The organism is Planctomycetota bacterium, assembly GCA_016207825.1.
GTDB lineage: Bacteria > Planctomycetota > MHYJ01 > JACQXL01 > JACQZI01 > JACQZI01.
The window spans coordinates 1-17211 of the sequence record JACQZI010000042.1 but is presented as its reverse complement, the minus strand read 5'-3'; the positions used below and the strand labels follow the sequence as shown (position 1 = coordinate 17211).

The following is a 17211-nucleotide window of genomic DNA, read 5'->3' as shown; positions in this document are numbered from 1 at the left end:
GTTTAAGGGTAACATAATGAATCTGTTTAAGTTTGTTAGCAGAGGTTATCGGAAAGAAAAAGCCATAGCGTAGAGGTAAAACAGCTAATAAACCGAAAGAAGAAACTTATAAAAATTATTCAACAGAGCAGGGACACCCCTGAAGCAATGAAGCGCAACCCTTGTAATAATTAATCGTTACCATTGAATTAACGAAGAGTTATCCTTGCTGAGATGACGAATAACCATAAAGAAAAAAAATGTTATTATTTCTTATTCTCAATCTTATCCTTTTGCTTATCCTCCCGCCCCTCTTCAGCGGGGCGAGGCTCGCTCCGATTTATCGGGGCGGCATCCTCGATAGCCGCCTCCAGTTCCTTTCCCGAATGGCGCTGCCTTCTTGGTTTCGCATCGGGATCCCGAAGGACTACTTCTCGGGTTCCTCCAATCGGGACAGCGCGGCGCGAGCGCGGGTTGCGTAATTTTCATGCCAGTTTAAAATAGGTTTTATATCTTCAATGACCTCTTGAGTAACTTTATCCTTTGCTCCAAGTTCTACTAAGGTAATTGCTGTAAGCCCGCGAATTTCCGGCTCATCATCATTCAGAAGCTCGATAATTTTAGGGATGGATTCTTTAGCATCCAGTTTAACCAGAGCTTTCAGCGTTTCTTCAAGAACCGGAGCCCCATAGAATTTTCCTGCGCAGTAAAAACGCGACTTATCTTTTAACAGCTCAGTAATCTGGGAAATGGATTCTCTTGCTTTTAATTGAGCAAGCGCTTCCACTGTTTTTATTCGCATATATTGATTCGTGTCTTTTAATAATTCTGTCAATTGGGGGATTGCTTCTTTAAATTCTACTTGGGTAATAAGCGGAATAATATCGAGCTTAATGGATGTAGTATCATATTTTAATAGTTCAAATAATTGAGGGAGAGCTTCTTTTGCCTTTAATTTAATAAGAGCTTCAGTTGCGCCTTCACGTATTCGGGCGTTTTTATCTTTTAATAATTCAGTTAATTGGGGAATGAATTCTCTGGGTCCTAAGTCTCCGAGTAATCCTGACACATCATTTCGTATAAAACAGGTTACACCTGATTCTAACAGAAATTTATTGATTTGCGGAATAGCTTTTTTTATGCCGAATTTAATGAGTACTTTAGCCGCTGACAATCGCGTATCAAAATCATTATAATTATCTTCCAATAATTCAATTAATTGAGGGGTTGCTTCTTTAGCTTCTAAATCCCCTAGTATTTCAACCGTGTATCCTCTTATTCTGTTATCAGTATCCTTAACAGCTTGATTAATGTGGGAATAGATTTTTTATCATCTAATTTGGCTAATAAATATAAAGCTTTAAGTCTTGCAACAGGGTCTTTGTCATTAAGCTGTAACCTAAGGCGCGCTGATGTATGGCGTTATGAATATTGCCGTTGAGATAAAAAGAGCGCAGAACAAACAAAGCAGCAATATCTTTTTCATATCTGTTTAATCCGTGTAATCTGTGGTTTATTAGAGCGTATTTTTAATATCCCCACCACCGCAACCGCCCCCAGTGTGTCAAATACAAAATCCAGGTATCCATCTGCCTGCCCGGGACAGAATACTGATGCAATTCATCAGAGAAGCCGTACAAGATTGATATTAATAATGTAATAAATAAGCCCTGCTTCCGCAATGCTTTTATCGTGCCAAATGCTCGATAAGCCAGCCAAGTGAAGAGGGCATATTCAAGCGCGTGTGCCACCAGGTCGATATATTCTATCTGTAACGGACCTGGTATTTCCGGCAACGGCCCGCTGGAGATATAGAATATTAATCCTGCATATAAAACAAACGGCAGCCATCGTGAGAGGATAATTTTCATTGCGTAATTATTATACAAATCCCCGATGATTATTATAATATTTTCGTAATATGACTAATCCCTGTTACATGTGCACCAAGGATTACGAGCGGATATTGAAATCCGTGCCGCTCTTTTCCGGGCTTAACGGTATGGATTTGGAGCGCGTAAGCCGCTTGGTTATCCGGCGTAAGTTTAATAAGAATGAAGCCATCATATCTGAAAACCAGCCCTTGGACGGCTTTTATATCGTGCTTGAAGGCAAGGTCAAGGTCTATAAGCTTTCCCATGGCGGTAAGGAGCAGATTATACATATTATATATCCGGGCGAGAGTTTTGCCGAGGCGGCGGCGTTTACAAACGGACGTTCCCCGGCAAGCGCGCAAGCCATGGTTGATAGCGAGGTTTTCTTTATCTTTAAGAATGATATCATTCGCCTGGTAAAAGAAAATCCACAGCTTTCGCTCAATATGCTCGCTTCCATGGCGAGATACTTAAGGCACATGGTTTCTATCATTGATGAGCTTTCGCTTAAAGAAGTGCCGGCAAGGCTGGCAAAGTATCTTTTGGATTTATCCGCCTTGGGAAGGAATAAAGAGATAAAGCTTCCTACTTCCAAGCAGGAGCTGGCATCAAGATTAGGCACGGTCAGCGAAGTGCTTTCCCGTTCATTCAGCAAGCTTAAATCCAAAAAGGTTGTCGGGATAAAAGGCAATAAGATAACTATTCTTAATAAAACGAAGCTTGAGCAGGTTGCCGCCGGCATCAAACCGTGATTGGTTAAGGCAAAGTTATTGATCTCAAATCATCAGGATTGACTCCTTTGTTTGCCCCGTAATAAATCCTGTATTGGTCAACAGTTCCTTTAATTAAGATACAATCAGGGTCCATTATTGCCGTGACCGCTCCTGCGGGCGTAACCCTGCTGCCTGATTCCAGGGTAAAATTCCTTCCGTCAGTTGAAACCGCTGAGCGTATTCTTAAATCACCGATTGCCTGTCCGGCTGGTGGAGTGGTGAAAAAGAATTGATACGTCCCGTCAGCAAGTTCAATTATGTCAGGGTCATTGGTTTGGCCTCCGGTCGGTCCGCCGGTTATGCTTATCGCGCCTTCCCTGGTCCAGTTGATACCGTTGTTATCAGAATATGCGGTATGGACATTGCTATCAACCGGGTCAGCTACGAAATACATTCTTAACCTGGTATCGGTGATATAAATTAAATCCGGAACCGAAACGAAATCATCTTCTCCTGCATCCGCAACCAAAGCTACTCCCTGTTTGGCAAAAGTTATGCCGTCGTTAGAGATTGCCCGGTATAATCTTTCCGTGGTGGGCATAGCCGTTTGGATTCCGTAAATCATGAGGTATGTCCCGTTTTTCAGCCTGATGACCGCGGGGTTCGTCGCGCCCACGTCGTTGATATTTGTAAATACCGGCGTTTCCCAATTAGCCCCGTCGTCCGAGAGGCTGCTCCAGAGCCCGCCCGGCGCCGTAAAATATATCCGGTATTTATTGGTGTCGGTAATCAAAATAGTGCAGCTAGATGTCAGGGCTTCGGATACGGCGGCGCAATTCCAGATAAGGTCGGCATCTTTAGTCCATTCGGTTGGCGGAGCCATTGCCGTAAAGGCATTGGCGAGCGTGGCGGACTGTGAATCCGAATTAGTAATAAGAACATTGTAAACGGTTCCCCCGGTTAATCCGTAATTTATAGTTGCGGTGATGCAAGTTGATGAAATCACCGTGACATTGGATGCGTAAACGCCCCCGACCTTAACCGTTGCGCCATTGGCGAAGTTCGTGCCGGTAATCATGACAGTGGTATTCAAATCGTTATAGCCGGAAGCCGGGCTGATTGCACTGGCCGTCGGCGCCGCGCCGGGGCTGCTTCCAGCCTTGGTATCTTTGTCGCTGCTGCTATTGCCAAAACATCCGTTAGCTCCAGTGCTGATTAAGCTTATCACCGCGAGAAGTATAACTGCTATCAGGGTTGTTGAATAAGGTTTCATGCTTTCTCCTTTTACTGTTTGTTTTAGATAGATAGTATTTTAATAACTGCCGCCGGTTTGTCAACTAAAAATCCAAGAGGTGTTATAAAATTCTTGATACATTGCGTTATTTAAGCTACACTAAAACCAGTAAGGAAATTATATGATAGTCATTATCAGAATCCATTCGCAGCATGAGATAAACCATGTTTGGGACGAACTGGTCCGCCAAAAAGACGAAATCCAGTCCCAGATGGGCAATAAATGCCACCTGCTTTACCTGACCAAACGGTTAGGCTACCATAACGAAACCAGCCTCCTGGTGGATTTCGAAGACCAAGCAGGTTTAAAGGATTTAATTGTCAATCATATCAGTAAAATAAAAGGCGTGGATGGTTTTGCCTTACATCATTTATATGCTCCTAAGTTTTATCCCTTGCCCCACGACACGCAGGATTTGAAGAGGTTTACCGTGATACTCAAAGCGGAACCGGTTTCCTTAAGCGAGGTATATAAAAAGCTGATTGACCCGAATCTGCCCGAAGGGTTGCGCAAGGTTTATTTCGCTTTTACTTTCTATCATATGGATGAAAGCCTGCTCTTTTCCCTCTTGGCACAGAGCGAGGATGTTTTCAGGAAGTATGTTACGGAAGTGATTGATAAGCTGCCCGGCGTATTGAAAACGAGCACTTATACAATCGAGCGGACCAAGCCGTTTATCTCCTATGAGGATTGGCAGGCGTATGCCAGCCAGAAACCTTCCGCTTTAAGCTGGTCGCACCTTAAAGGCCAGTTTACAGAATAAGTTATCATACAATAATTTTTCCTGTCTTTTGACTTAAGTCAATGTCTATTTTTACATAATATGTTATACTATTGGCGGAAAGGGACAAAGAGAGTTTGACTTATAACTTTAAACCTGAAACTTAGAAAGGTATTTTGATTATGGCACAGTGTCCAGGACAGGATAAGAGGTTTTGGAAGCCGGAAGATATCTTCGATATCGATTGCCCTAAGTGCGGAGCGAAGGTCGAATTCTGGAAAGACGATATTGACCGCCGTTGCGGCAAATGCGGGCATCGTTTCCGCAACCCGCGCCTTGACCTCGGCTGCGCCGAATGGTGTTCTTCAGCGAAATATTGTATCGGGAGAGAGATTAATAATGAAAACCCCGAATCGAAAAGTGTTCAGGGGGAAAAGGAGGAGAATATGAAAACAGTAATGAAGAGGCAGATTATCCATATTAATGAAGATAAATGCACCGGCTGTGGTGAGTGCATCCCAAACTGCCCCGAAGGCGCTTTGCAGATAATCGACGGCAAGGCGCGCCTCATGAGCGATTTGTTCTGCGATGGGCTCGGCGCCTGCATCGGCCATTGCCCCGAAGGCGCTATTTCCACGGAAGAACGCGAAGCCGAGCCTTATGATGAAAGAAAAGTCATGGCGAATATCGTTAAGGCAGGTGAAAACACCATCAAGGCCCACTTGAAACATCTTAAAGAGCATAATCAGGATGAATTACTGAAACAGGCGTTGGGTTATCTCAAGGAAAATAAAATAAGTGTTCCTGTTTGGGAAGAACATAAAGAAGAACGCCTGCCTTGCGTCCCGATGTACCGCCTCGGCGGGAATGCGGGGCGTTCCGCATCGGAGCATCGGAGCGGTTACCCAGGGACGGCAATGCGCAGTTTTTCTGCCAAGCTTAAAGCGGGAAAAGAAGCGAAATCTGCAAAGGTCGAATCACAGCTGACCCAATGGCCGGTACAACTGCACCTGGTTCCGCCAAATGCCCCGTTCTTAAAGGGGCGCGATTTGGTCATTGCCGCGGATTGCACCGCTTACGCCTACGGCCCCGCTCCGTTGCACTTCGGGGGCTCTCGATTAAATGGGAGTCCCCTACCGAAGGTAGGGGGTAATTTCCACGCGCATTTCTTACGGGATAAGGCATTAGTCATTGCCTGCCCGAAACTTGATAATACGGAGCCTTATCTTGAAAAGCTTACCGAGATGTTTAAGGTGTCCGGTGTAAAATCAATCACGGTCTTGCATATGGAGGTGCCCTGCTGTTCGGGACTGGTTTATCTTGCCCAGAAAGCACTTGAAGCCTCCGGCAGGAAAATACCGGCAAAGGAAATAACTATCGGTATCCAGGGCGATATCCTGGGCGAGTCAAAAACGAATTGAAAGAAAGGGGTTGATATGATCAAGGAATTAAAAGCTGAAATGTTAAAAGTAAAAGGGATTGTTGGCTATCAACAAGGGTCTATCGTAAGCAAAACCCTTATCAACAAGAAGACCGGCACCGTAACGGCCTTTGCCTTTGGCAAAGGGCAGGGTTTAAGCGAGCACGTCGCCCCGTTTGACGCTATGGTTTATATCATGGATGGCGAAGCGCTCATTCATATTGCGGGAAAGCCCCACCGCCTTAAATCAGGCGAGATGATAATAATGCCCGCCAATAAACCCCACGCGTTGAAAGCAATAAATAAGTTCAAAATGTTATTAATAATGATAAAAGAGCAGAAATAATTATTAACGAAAAGAGAAAAACATGAAAAGGAAAATATGGTTTATAGGGATAACCGCGGCGGTGATTATTATAAGCGGTGTCTGGTTTGTGAGGCCGATTTTTGTCAACGCGCATTGCGATACAATGGATGGCCCGGTAGTGATAACCGCCAAATCGGCGCTGGAAAAAGGCGATGTTACGCCGGTTCTTAAATGGGTGAAAAAGGAATACGAGGATGAAATTCGCGCCATATTCAAGAAGACTTTAGCGGTGCGCGGTAAAGGGCCGGAGGCAAAAGAACTTGCCGATATGTATTTCTTTGAGACATTGGTTCGTATTCACCGGGCCGGAGAAGGCGCGCCTTATACGGGATTAAAACCGGTCGGAGCAGAAATCGAGCCGGCCGTCGAGCTGGCTGATAAATCCATAGAACAAGGTTCGGCTGATGGGCTTATCAAAGCGCTAAACAAACATTTGGAGCAGGGTGTTAAGCTCCGTTTTGATAAAGTGATAGAATCCAAAAAGAATGCTGACAAAAGCGTTGAAGAGGGCAGGGAATTCGTGGAAGCCTATGTGGATTTCGTGCATTTTGTGGAGAGAATCCATATGGATATAACAAGTAAAAGCTTTCATCACGGTGAATCAGAGGAAAACGGCCATGAACATTAGATAGATGAGGAAACAGTTTACAGGGAATATTAACTTGACAAAATAAAGCGATTCGCTAAATTATAACACCATGATGCCTAAGGTGTTGTTGGCAAGCTTGGTTTTCTTAAGCGTTTTATCCGCCGGGTGCGCTACGATGGTAAGCGGGACCAAGCAGAGAATTAAAATCAATACCCAGCCTCAGGGCGCTACCGTGGTCATAGAAGAAACCTGGGACAGAAAAGTGTCCATGACCCTGACCACGCCTGCCGAAGTCCAGCTCCCGCGGAAATATTCTTACCACGTCACGGTGGATAAAAAAGGATATTATCCGGCAAGGCGCGGCATCGGTAGGAAACCCAACAAGGCCGTTGCCGGCGACCTCGTGATATTGCCCATCCACTGGTGGGGAACTTTGATGGGTTTGGTCCTGGGTGGAGCCGACCACTTTACCGGCGCTATCTGGACGCTTTCCCCTTCGGAAATAAATATCGAGTTAAAAGTTGCAGAAGAGGTTAACAAGGAAAAGTAAAATAATGACCAAATTCCAAGATACAAATAACAAACAGATTCCAAATCACAAAATACAAATCCCAAATGTTTGGTTATTGTTTCTTAGTGCTTGGTTATTACTATGTACCGGCTGCGCCACGGCGATAAGCGGAACCACGCAGAGGATTAAAATCAACACCAAGCCTGAAGGCGCGACGGTTGTCATAGAAGAAACTTGCGGGAAGAAAGTATCCATGGTCGTCACCACTCCGGCTAAGGTAACGCTCGAAAGGCGTTATGAGTATCACCTTAAAGTGGACAAAAAAGGTTATTATCCGGTAACGCGCGGCATACGCCGGGGTCCCAATAATGCCATGATTATTGACGGAGTGCTCCTGCCTATCCATTGCGTGGGAACGACTATCGGAATGGTTTCCGCCCTGGTCGACCATTTCACCGGTGCCATCTGGACGCTTTACCCGGCGGAAATAAACATAGAACTGGAGCCGTCTAATCCATAATCTGCGCACTACCGAGCAGTAATGCCCGGCAGTTTTCCCTCCACTTTATCTTACACTTTAAAGCGTTTTCTCTTGCCGATTGGGGTTCATGAACGGGGACAATTAATTTTTTACTTGCATATTCAAGCACTAAAGAGTATAATTTCTGCGCTATAAAGGTTGGCATCATTGCTTTGCCAAAAAGGGTTTTTGGATAGGGAAAATTTGGATTCGTTATAATCCGCCTGACCAACATCAGCCGGACAGGAAGGAGCAGATATTATGGAAACAAAACGCGATTCGGGAATTGCTTTAATCGGCAGCCTGCCATGGGGCAGTCATTTCTGCCAGTTCTACCAGACCAAGAAAGATATGCTTGACGTGCTTATTCCATACTTCAGAGCCGGGCTGGAAAACAACGAGTTCTGTGTCTGGGTAACTTCTGATTTCCTTACCAAGGAAGACGTTCTTAACGCCATGAAAAAGGACGTGCCTAATTTCCCAAAGTATCTGGAAAAACACCAGATAGAAATATTCCCTTATACGGATTGGTATTTGAAAGGCGGAAGCTTTGACCTTAATCGCACGCTTAATATGTGGATGGAAAAACACAACGAAGCTTTGTCGAGAGGCTTTGACGGTATGCGGGTAAGCGGTAATCCCTATTGGATAGATAACAAAAAGGATTGGGATGATTTTGCCGCTTACGAAGCGGAAATTAACAAGGTAATCGGCGGCACGAATTTATTGGTTTTGTGCACTTACTCGCTTGAGAAATGCGGCGTGCCGGAAATTATGGATGTTGTCAAAAACCATGAGTTTGCCCTTGCCATGAGCCAGGGCAAATGGCAAGTTGTCAATATGCCCGTTTCCACTTGCGTGCAAACGACTTAATGTATTCACCGCAGAGACGCAAAGGGAATTTCGGATTGGAAATTTTAAGTCAGAAATTTGCCATTCTTGGTTTCTTTGCGCCTTTGCGGTAAAGTTTGAAGTATGCAATTTGACAAACGTAAATCAGGCATCCCATTAATCGGCGACATTGCCTGGGGCAGCCATTTCTGCCAGTTTTACCAGTCAAAGGATGACCTCGTTGAGATTCTCATACCCTATTTCAAAGCAGGATTGGAGAACAATGAATTCTGCCTATGGGTAACCTCCGCTCCGCTTGATGCCGCGTCCGCGAAGAGAACTTTTGCTAAAGCCGTGCCTTATTTCAACAAATATTTAAAGAGCGGGCAGATAAAGATAATCCCAAACGACAAGTGGCGGGTTGCTAATGGCAAAGATAACCGGTTTCTTGTTGCACAGATTGATAAGGCTGTTTCCAGGGGCTTTGACGGGTTAAGGCTTGCCTGCGGAGTTTCCCCAGACTTTGCTGTTGACGCTATTGGCAGGTATAATATAATTGCCGCCTTTATATATCAGCGTGACAGGTTCAATGCCTTAAAACTGATGGAACTCGTAAAAAAACACCGTTTCGCGCTGGTTCGCAATGCAGGTAAATGGGAAATCATTGAAGGCTCGGAAGCGCGGACAATCAAGGATGAATTGAAACGGAGCGAAGGTAAACTGCGCTTCCTTTTCAGCAATATGTCGGAAGGATTCGCCTACCACCGGATAGTCCTGGATGAGAAGGGAAAGCCCTGCGATTATATTTTCCATGAAGCGAACAAGGCATTTGAGAACCTTACCGGGCTTAAAAAGGAAAACATCATCGGCAAGACGGTTACTAAGATCATACCGGGCATAGAAAAAGACCCGACCGATTGGATTGGCAAATACGGGCGTGTTGCGATGACAGGGAAACCAATCCGGTTTGAGAGTTATGCGCAAGCACTCCAAAAATGGTATTCGATTTCCGCCTTCAGCCCGCACAGGGGATACTTTGCCGTGACATTCCAGGATATCACCGAACGCAAGAAGGCGCAACAACAGATACTTTATCAGGCGTATCTCTTGGCAAATGTAAACGATGTAATCATATCAATGGATAAGCAATTTAATATCACTTCATGGAATAAGGTGGCAGAATCGTTATATGGCTGGAAGGCTGATGAAATCCTGGGTAAACGGTTATCCGACCTTCTGCAGACTGAGTTTGTCGGAACGACCCGGGAAAAGGCAATCAGGTTGCTATTTAAAACCGGACAATATCGCGGCGAACTGGTTGAACATCATAAAAACGGCACGCCCATCAACGTGGAATCATTTACCAGGGTATTAAAGGATGAGAATGGGTTGATTAGCTCCATTGTTTCAGTGCACAGGGACATCACCGAACGGAAAAAAGCCGAGGAGAATCTGAAGGTCTCCGAAGAAAAACACCGCACGATTGTTGAGACGGCAAATGATGGAATCGCAATCGGGAAACCTGAAGGCGGTTTTGTATTCGTCAACCAGAAGATGGCGGATATGCTGGGTTATCCAAGAGAAGAACTGATAGGTAAAAAAAGCCTGGATTTTATGGATGAAGGCCAAAAGCCTTTGGTTGTCAAAGCCTTAAACACACTAAAGCACGGGAAAAGCTTCCAGGGCGAATATAAATTCCGCAGGAAAGACGGCTCGGTTTTATGGACGCTTGGCAGCGTTTCCCCGTTGTTTGACAGCGCAGGGAAACACACCGGAAATCTCGCCATGCATAGCGACATCACCGAACGGAAAAAAGCCGAACATGAAATACTAAGCCTTTCCAAATTCCCTGCCGAAAACCCCAATGTGGTAATGCGTATCGCTTCAAACGGAACTCTTTTATATTTTAACAAGGCGGCTCGGCCCATAACCACTCAATTGAACTACCGGGCAGGTAAACCCGTATCAGAACAGTGGCGCAGATGGGTTGCTGAATCGCTTAAATCGGGAGTACCCAGTGAGATTGAAACTAATATCCATGGCAGGTTCTTCTCTCTCGTGCTGGCGCCCGTCATTGCTGAAGGCTATGTTAACGTGTATGGGCGGGATATTACCGAATGGAAGCATACGGTGCAAAGGCTGGCCGAATACACAAAAAACCAGGAATTCCTAACCGCTTCCGCAGTAAGTTTCCTGGAACAGATGACTTCCGGAGAATTGTTTCAGTATGCCGCACGGCAATTACATAACATAGCCGGTAGCGCCGTAATTAGTATCAATGAATACTATGCAGAAACCAACCGGGTTTTCATCCGGGCTTTGGCCGGGCCGGCTGACAAACTGAAAAAGATACCTGCTTTGTTGGGCAGGAACCCCATCGGAATGGAATTCGTATTTGACGACAATGCTAAAAAGCAGATGAGTGCCGGGCGCATTACCGTGGTCGAAGGCGGCTTGCAGGAGCTAACCTTCAGGCAACTGCCCCAGGCTCTGTGCAGGCAGGCGGAATCCGAACTCAATTTAGGAACTGCCTACATAATGCCGTTTGCTATAAACAACGTCTTAATGGGCACGGTAGCGATTATTGCCGACAGGTCAGAAGACCTAAAGAATCTCAAGGTAATAGAATCATTCATTAATCTGGTGGCACTGACATTGAAACGCGGAAGGGCGGAAAACGAGCTCAAAAACAGCGTGGAAAGGTTCGTGCTTTTGTCATGGATTGCCAATGAATTGTTAAGGTCAACCGACCCGCAAAAAGCGGCGAGTTCAATATGCCGCAAGGTGATGGAACACCTTGACTGCCAGGCATTCTTCAATTTCCTCGTGGATGAAGGTGCGGGAAAACTTCATCTTAATGCCTGTGCCGGCATCCCTGCATCGGAAGCCAAAAAGATGGAATGGCTGGATTACGGCGTGGCCGTCTGCGGATGCGTGGCACGGGACAAGGCGCGTATCGTGGCAGAGCATATCCAGACTACGCCGGATGAAAGAACCAAACTGGTCAAATCTTACGGCATCCAGGCTTATGCCTGCCATCCGCTTATGAAAGGAAATAAGGTCATCGGGACATTATCATTCGGCACCAATAACCGGCCGGCATTCAGCGACGAAGAGCTTTCCCTGATGAAAGCGGTGGCAGACCAGGTGGCGGTAGCGATGTTGCGCATGAAGGATGAAAAAGCACTCTTGCGCGCCAAGCAGGAATGGGAGCGCACCTTTGACAGCGTGCCGGATTTAATCGCCATTATAGATAATAATCACCGCATCGTCCGGGCCAACAGGGCAATGGTAAAAAAGCTCGGCTTTACCCCGAAAGACATTGTCGGAAAAACTTGCTATAAATGTATGCACGGCTCCAAAGAGCCTCCCTCATGCTGCCCTCATACACTGACTGTAGCGGATGGGCAGGAACATACGGTTGAAGTGCATGAAGAAAAGCTGAAATGCGATTTGCTGGTCAGCACGACGCCGCTTAAGGATGAACAGGGCAAACAGATAGGTTCGGTGCACGTGGCGCGCGATATTACCATGCGCAAGCGCGCTGAAGAAGAATTACGGCAAAGCGAGGACCGGCTGAAACGCTCGCAGGAAATTGCCCACCTGGGCAGTTGGGAGCTCGACCTGGTAAATAAGCGTTTAACCTGGTCGGATGAGGTTTACCGCATATTTGGATTAACGCCTCAGGAATTTCCTGCTACATACGAGGCGTTTCTGGAGCGGGTGTATCCGGAAGACCGTAAGGCAGTCGATGATGCTTATTCCAGTTCTATCCGCGAAGGCAGGAATACCTATGAGATAGAACACCGCGTGGTGCGCAAATCCACAGGTGAAATCAGGTTCGTCCATGAGAAATGTCGTCATGCCCGGGATTCGTCCGGCAAGATCATCCGTTCCGTCGGGATGGTCCAGGATATAACCGAACGGAAAGAGATGGAAGATGAAATCAGGCGTTCCAACGAAAGCCTGGAACAGTTTGCCTATGTGGCTTCCCATGACCTGCAAGAGCCGTTGAGAGTGATGTCCAACTATTCGCAGCTCTTGGAAAAACGCTATAAGAATAAATTAGATAAGGATGCGGATGATTTTATAGAATTCATCGTGGATGGTGCCGTCCGCATGCAGAAATTAATTACCGACCTATTGGAGTATTCCCGCGTGGGGCGCAGGGAAACTATTGCGAGAAAAGTTGATTCTAATGAAATCGTGGATAAAGTAATCAAAAACCTGTCCGAAACAATAAAATCCGCCGGCGCAGCCGTAAATCGCGGTGATTTGCCAGTGGTAAATATTCATGAAAGCAGCTTCATACAGTTATTCCATAACCTGATTGGCAACTCCTTAAAATTCCGCAATAAAGAATCTCCTAAAATTAGTATAAACGCCGAAAAATGCGATACGGAATGGGTTTTCTGCGTCAAGGATAACGGTATCGGTATGGAACCGCAATACAAAGATAAGGTCTTCCAGATTTTCCAGCGCCTCCATTCCCGGCAGGAATACCCGGGCACGGGCATTGGACTGGCCATATGCAAAAAGATTGTAGAAAACCATGGGGGAAAGATTTGGGTCGAATCCGAGGTGGGGAAGGGGGCGACGTTCTACTTTACAATACCAATTGGGATAATAACAAATAATCAAGATAAACGAAATAACCAAGATACAAGAAACAATAACCAAAGGAGAGAAATTACCAATAACCAAGAAACAAGCACCAAATAATGACCAATAACCAATGACCAAACATGTTTGTGATTTGGTGTTTGGAATTTGTTTGGTTATTGTATCTTGGTGATTGGAATTTGAAATCTTATGAGCACATTCAATTTAGAAAAGCGAACTACTGAATTCGCAAAAGCAGTGATAAGGTTATGCAAGTGTTTGCCCAGGAACCCAATGAATGACCGTTTGGTGGGCCAAGTGGTTGGTTCAGCCGGTTCTGTTGGAGCGAATTACAGGGAGGCAAATGATGCTCTGGGGAAGAAGGATTTCCTGAATCGCCTGAAAATAGCCCGTAGAGAAGCTAAAGAAAGCCTTCATTGGCTCGAACTGATTTTGGAGGCCAATACAGGCAAGGAAAAGGAGATTAAACCTCTCATGAAAGAAGCGGAAGAACTTAAAAATATTCTTTCAGCGATTATTAATAAGTCGGATAACCAATGACCAAATTACAACAACTAATGTATTTTGGGATTTGTAATTTGTTTGCAATTTGTATCTTGGTTATTGTATCTTGTAACCTATAATTGGTTATTGAAAAGAAAGGAATCAGAAATGGCTAATAATAACGGCATAAACCCCATCGAGGTCCTTCTGGTCGAGGACAGCCCGGCTGATGTCCGCCTGACCAAGGAGGCATTGAAAGAGGAAAAACTGCACGTAAATCTCCATGTAGTAAGCGACGGGGTCGAGGCGATGGAATTCCTGCGCCGGGAAGGAAGGTTCACAAAAGCGGTCCGGCCCGACCTCATATTGCTGGATTTGAACCTACCCAAAAAAGACGGGCGAGAAGTATTAAAAGAAATAAAATGCGATGATTCATTGAAAAGCATTCCCGTAGTCATCCTGACCGTTTCCAAGGCGGAAGAGGATATCGCGAAATCATATAAACTACACGCGAATTGCTATATTACCAAGCCCTTGGATTTGAACCAGTTTTCCACGGTGGTAAAATCCATCAAGGATTTCTGGCTGACGATTGTGAAACTCCCGACGAATGTGCGATGAAACGAGGGAAGAGGAAACGAGGGACGAGAGGATGAAAGGCAAGAAGAATGAATGAAAAGCGGGAAAAATTAAGAATACTGGCCATAGAGGATAATCCGGCTGATTTTCGCCTTATCAAGGAGTTCTTGAGCGAAAACCATTCAACGGATTTTGAGTTGACGCATGCCGAGAACCTTAAGGATGCCTCAGGCTTTTTATCCAAACAGAAGTTTGACGCGGTCTTATTGGATTTAAACCTCCCGGATAGCACGGGCGTGGAGAATATCGATAAATTATATGCCGATGAACGGGATTTTCCGATTATCGTGCTGACCGGGCTTGAGGATGAAAAAACAGGCATCAGCGCGGTCCAGAAAGGCGCGCAGGAGTATCTGGTCAAGGGGAAAATCCACAGCGATTCCCTGATAAGGTGCATACGCTACGCCATCGAACGCAAGAAACGCGAGGCAGAACTCCATAAGCTTAACCGGACGCTGAAAGCGCTCAGCAACAGCGACCAGGCGATGATGCACGCGATAAATGAATCGGTTTACATGGGCGAAGTGTGTAAGATTGTCGTGAAAGACTGCGGGTATAAGATGGTCTGGATAGGCTTTGCCGAAAATGACGAGGAAAAGCGCGTCCTCCCGGTTGCTTATGCCGGTTTTGAGGAAGGATACATTGAAGGATTAAAACTTACCTGGGCGGATACGGAACTGGGCAGGGGACCGACCGGCACGGCAATCCGGACCGGCAAGCCTTCGATATGCGCTAATATGCTCACCGACCCCCATTTCAAGCCCTGGCGCGAAGAGGCTCTGAAACGTGGCTATGCCTCATCCATTGTGCTTCCTTTAATTACAGACGGCAAGCCCTTCGGCGCGCTCAATATTTATTCCAGCGACCCTGAGGCGTTTTCGGAAGATGAGGTGAAGTTGCTTGCCGAATTGGCAAGCGATTTGGCTTATGGCATAACATCCATCCGCCTGCGCCTGGCCATCCATAAATCCGAGCAGAAATTCAGGGCAATATTCGAGTCCATGCCGGACGGCATCGTTATCGTAGATAAAAACAGGCATATCAAAGCGACTAATAAATCATTCGAACGCCTGTTCGATATTTCCAAAAAAGACTTCATTGATAAGCGCTGGGGCGACGCCCTAAAATGCGTCAATTCAGCCGGACGGTGCGAACAAGGCGACCTGGCAGACCTCTGCCGCACCTGCGATATCCGCACGACCATCCAGGATGCCCTTGCCGGCAAGAGCATCCACCAGCGTAAAGCCATCGCTGAATTAATGGTCAGCGATAAACTCCAGAAAAAAACACTGCTCCTGAGCGCCGCGCCCCTCGAATACGAGGGCGAAGGCCACGCCATCGTCATCCTGGAAGATATTACCGAATTGGATAAACTGCAGAAACGGCTTAAAGTCGAACATTCCTTTGCCGGCATCATCGGGCATGATATTAAAATGCAGGAATTATATGATAATATAAAAGAATTGGCCGAAAGCGGCGTATCGGTCTTAATCCAGGGAGAAAGCGGCACGGGAAAAGAGCTGGTCGCCTCCGCCATCCACAACGAAGGCCCGCGCGCGGACAAGCAGTTCGTGCCGGTCAATTGCGGCGCCCTGCCGGATGGCCTCCTGGAAAGCGAACTCTTCGGGCACGTCAAGGGCGCTTTTACCGGCGCCATCCGCGACAAAAAGGGGCGCTTTGAACTGGCGGACGGCGGCACGATTTTCCTGGATGAAATCGGCGACCTTTCCCAGGCCATGCAGGTGAAACTCCTGCGCGTCCTTCAGAGCGGCACCTTTGAAAAGGTCGGCGGGGAAAAGACCATCAAGGTGGACGTGCGCGTAATCAGCGCCACCAATAAATCGCTCAATGACGAAATCAAGGCGGGCCGCTTCAGGGAAGACCTCTTTTACCGCTTGAGCGTGGTTCCTTTGAATATGCCGCCTTTGCGTGAAAGGCCAAACGACATCCCGCACCTCTGCGAGCACTTCCTTAAAAAAGACGCGGAAGAAACCGGGCGGGACAAAGCTTCTTTATCGCCTGAGTCATTGGATATTTTAATAGACTATAAATGGCCCGGCAATGTCCGGGAACTGCAGAACGCGCTCCAGTTTGCGCTGGTCAAAAGCCGGGGGGGTGTCATCCAGCCGCAGCACCTGCCGCCGCAGATCCAAAAGGAAAAGGGCATTCCGTCAATCAGCGTTAAAAGGCGGCGCAAGCGCAAACTCGATTTAGAGGCGGTAAAGGAAGCCTTAAGGCAGACTAAGGGCAACAAGCTCAAAGCCACCAAGGTCTTGGGCGTTTCCCGCGCCACCCTCCATAGGTTTTTGGCAGAGGAAAAGCAAACATACCAACAGCCTTAAATAAACCATCCCGGCTCCGGAGCAGAGCGACGTCCTGCACCTACCGGCTTAATCAATCGTGCATCCCTGCCGCCCCGCTCTCCCTAGATCCTGACGGTCTCGGGACCTCAGGGCACTTTGTTTCGGGGATACTCGATTGACCCCGCTCCGTTGCACTTCGGGGGCACCCTGCTTTGTTGAATAATTATTTTGAGGAGTGATATAAAAGTTAAAGTAAAACAGGGTCATAGACGAAAATACTTGTAGAGAACAGTATTTTTATAAGGAGAACCCGTCTATGACCCCTGATTTATTATGTGAATCGG

15 protein-coding genes are annotated in these 17211 nt (G+C 46.5%); 12 read left to right on the top strand and 3 right to left on the bottom strand.

Annotated features, from left to right (window positions below; genetic code table 11):
- Nucleotides 1-406: 406 nt before the first annotated feature.
- Nucleotides 407-1186 carry a HEAT repeat domain-containing protein gene (locus tag HY811_12485; protein ID MBI4835622.1) on the bottom strand — a complete coding sequence of 260 codons (780 nt, stop codon included), beginning with the start codon at nucleotides 1184-1186 and terminating at the stop codon, nucleotides 407-409.
- A gap of 322 nt (nucleotides 1187-1508) precedes the next feature.
- Nucleotides 1509-1850: a VanZ family protein gene (gene vanZ / locus HY811_12480; protein ID MBI4835621.1), complete on the bottom strand. Its 342-nt coding sequence runs from the start codon at nucleotides 1848-1850 to the stop codon at nucleotides 1509-1511.
- Between the two features lie 50 nt (nucleotides 1851-1900).
- Between vanZ and HY811_12475 the strand changes: the two genes are divergently transcribed.
- Entirely contained in the window at nucleotides 1901-2605 is a 705-nt protein-coding gene (locus HY811_12475) for a Crp/Fnr family transcriptional regulator (GenBank protein ID MBI4835620.1), read from the top strand.
- Nucleotides 2606-2609: 4 nt separating this feature from the next.
- On the opposite strand, the gene HY811_12470 is transcribed toward HY811_12475, so the two are convergent.
- Nucleotides 2610-3839: an IPT/TIG domain-containing protein gene (locus HY811_12470; GenBank protein ID MBI4835619.1), complete on the bottom strand. Its 1230-nt coding sequence runs from the start codon at nucleotides 3837-3839 to the stop codon at nucleotides 2610-2612.
- Between the two features lie 142 nt (nucleotides 3840-3981).
- Here HY811_12470 and HY811_12465 point away from each other — a divergent pair, with 142 nt between their 5' ends.
- The 11 genes from HY811_12465 to HY811_12415 all read left to right on the top strand — a co-directional run bounded on the left by HY811_12465 (nucleotide 3982) and on the right by HY811_12415 (nucleotide 16906).
- Entirely contained in the window at nucleotides 3982-4623 is a 642-nt protein-coding gene (locus HY811_12465) for a hypothetical protein (protein MBI4835618.1), read from the top strand.
- Nucleotides 4624-5039: 416 nt separating this feature from the next.
- Nucleotides 5040-6002, top strand: coding sequence for a 4Fe-4S binding protein (locus tag HY811_12460; protein MBI4835617.1), 963 nt, complete (start codon nucleotides 5040-5042; stop codon nucleotides 6000-6002).
- A gap of 15 nt (nucleotides 6003-6017) precedes the next feature.
- A complete protein-coding gene (locus HY811_12455) occupies nucleotides 6018-6347 on the top strand; it encodes a cupin domain-containing protein (protein MBI4835616.1) in 330 nt (109 codons plus the stop codon).
- 22 nt (nucleotides 6348-6369) lie between these two features.
- Nucleotides 6370-6996 carry a hypothetical protein gene (locus HY811_12450; GenBank protein MBI4835615.1) on the top strand — a complete coding sequence of 209 codons (627 nt, stop codon included), beginning with the start codon at nucleotides 6370-6372 and terminating at the stop codon, nucleotides 6994-6996.
- 70 nt (nucleotides 6997-7066) lie between these two features.
- On the top strand, nucleotides 7067-7507 hold the full coding sequence (locus tag HY811_12445; GenBank protein MBI4835614.1) for a PEGA domain-containing protein: 441 nt from the start codon (nucleotides 7067-7069) through the stop codon (nucleotides 7505-7507).
- Between the two features lie 4 nt (nucleotides 7508-7511).
- The gene (locus tag HY811_12440) at nucleotides 7512-7988 is read left to right on the top strand and encodes a PEGA domain-containing protein (protein ID MBI4835613.1); all 477 of its coding nucleotides are present in this window, start codon (nucleotides 7512-7514) and stop codon (nucleotides 7986-7988) included.
- Nucleotides 7989-8249: 261 nt separating this feature from the next.
- Nucleotides 8250-8861: an MEDS domain-containing protein gene (locus tag HY811_12435; GenBank protein ID MBI4835612.1), complete on the top strand. Its 612-nt coding sequence runs from the start codon at nucleotides 8250-8252 to the stop codon at nucleotides 8859-8861.
- Between the two features lie 102 nt (nucleotides 8862-8963).
- Entirely contained in the window at nucleotides 8964-13541 is a 4578-nt protein-coding gene (locus HY811_12430; protein ID MBI4835611.1) for a PAS domain S-box protein, read from the top strand.
- 90 nt (nucleotides 13542-13631) lie between these two features.
- Nucleotides 13632-13982, top strand: a complete 351-nt coding sequence (locus HY811_12425) for a four helix bundle protein (GenBank protein ID MBI4835610.1) — start codon at nucleotides 13632-13634, stop codon at nucleotides 13980-13982.
- Between the two features lie 111 nt (nucleotides 13983-14093).
- Complete coding sequence (locus HY811_12420) at nucleotides 14094-14546, top strand: response regulator (protein MBI4835609.1); 453 nt, start codon at nucleotides 14094-14096, stop codon at nucleotides 14544-14546.
- A gap of 47 nt (nucleotides 14547-14593) precedes the next feature.
- Entirely contained in the window at nucleotides 14594-16906 is a 2313-nt protein-coding gene (locus HY811_12415) for a sigma 54-interacting transcriptional regulator (protein ID MBI4835608.1), read from the top strand.
- Nucleotides 16907-17211: the final 305 nt, after the last annotated feature.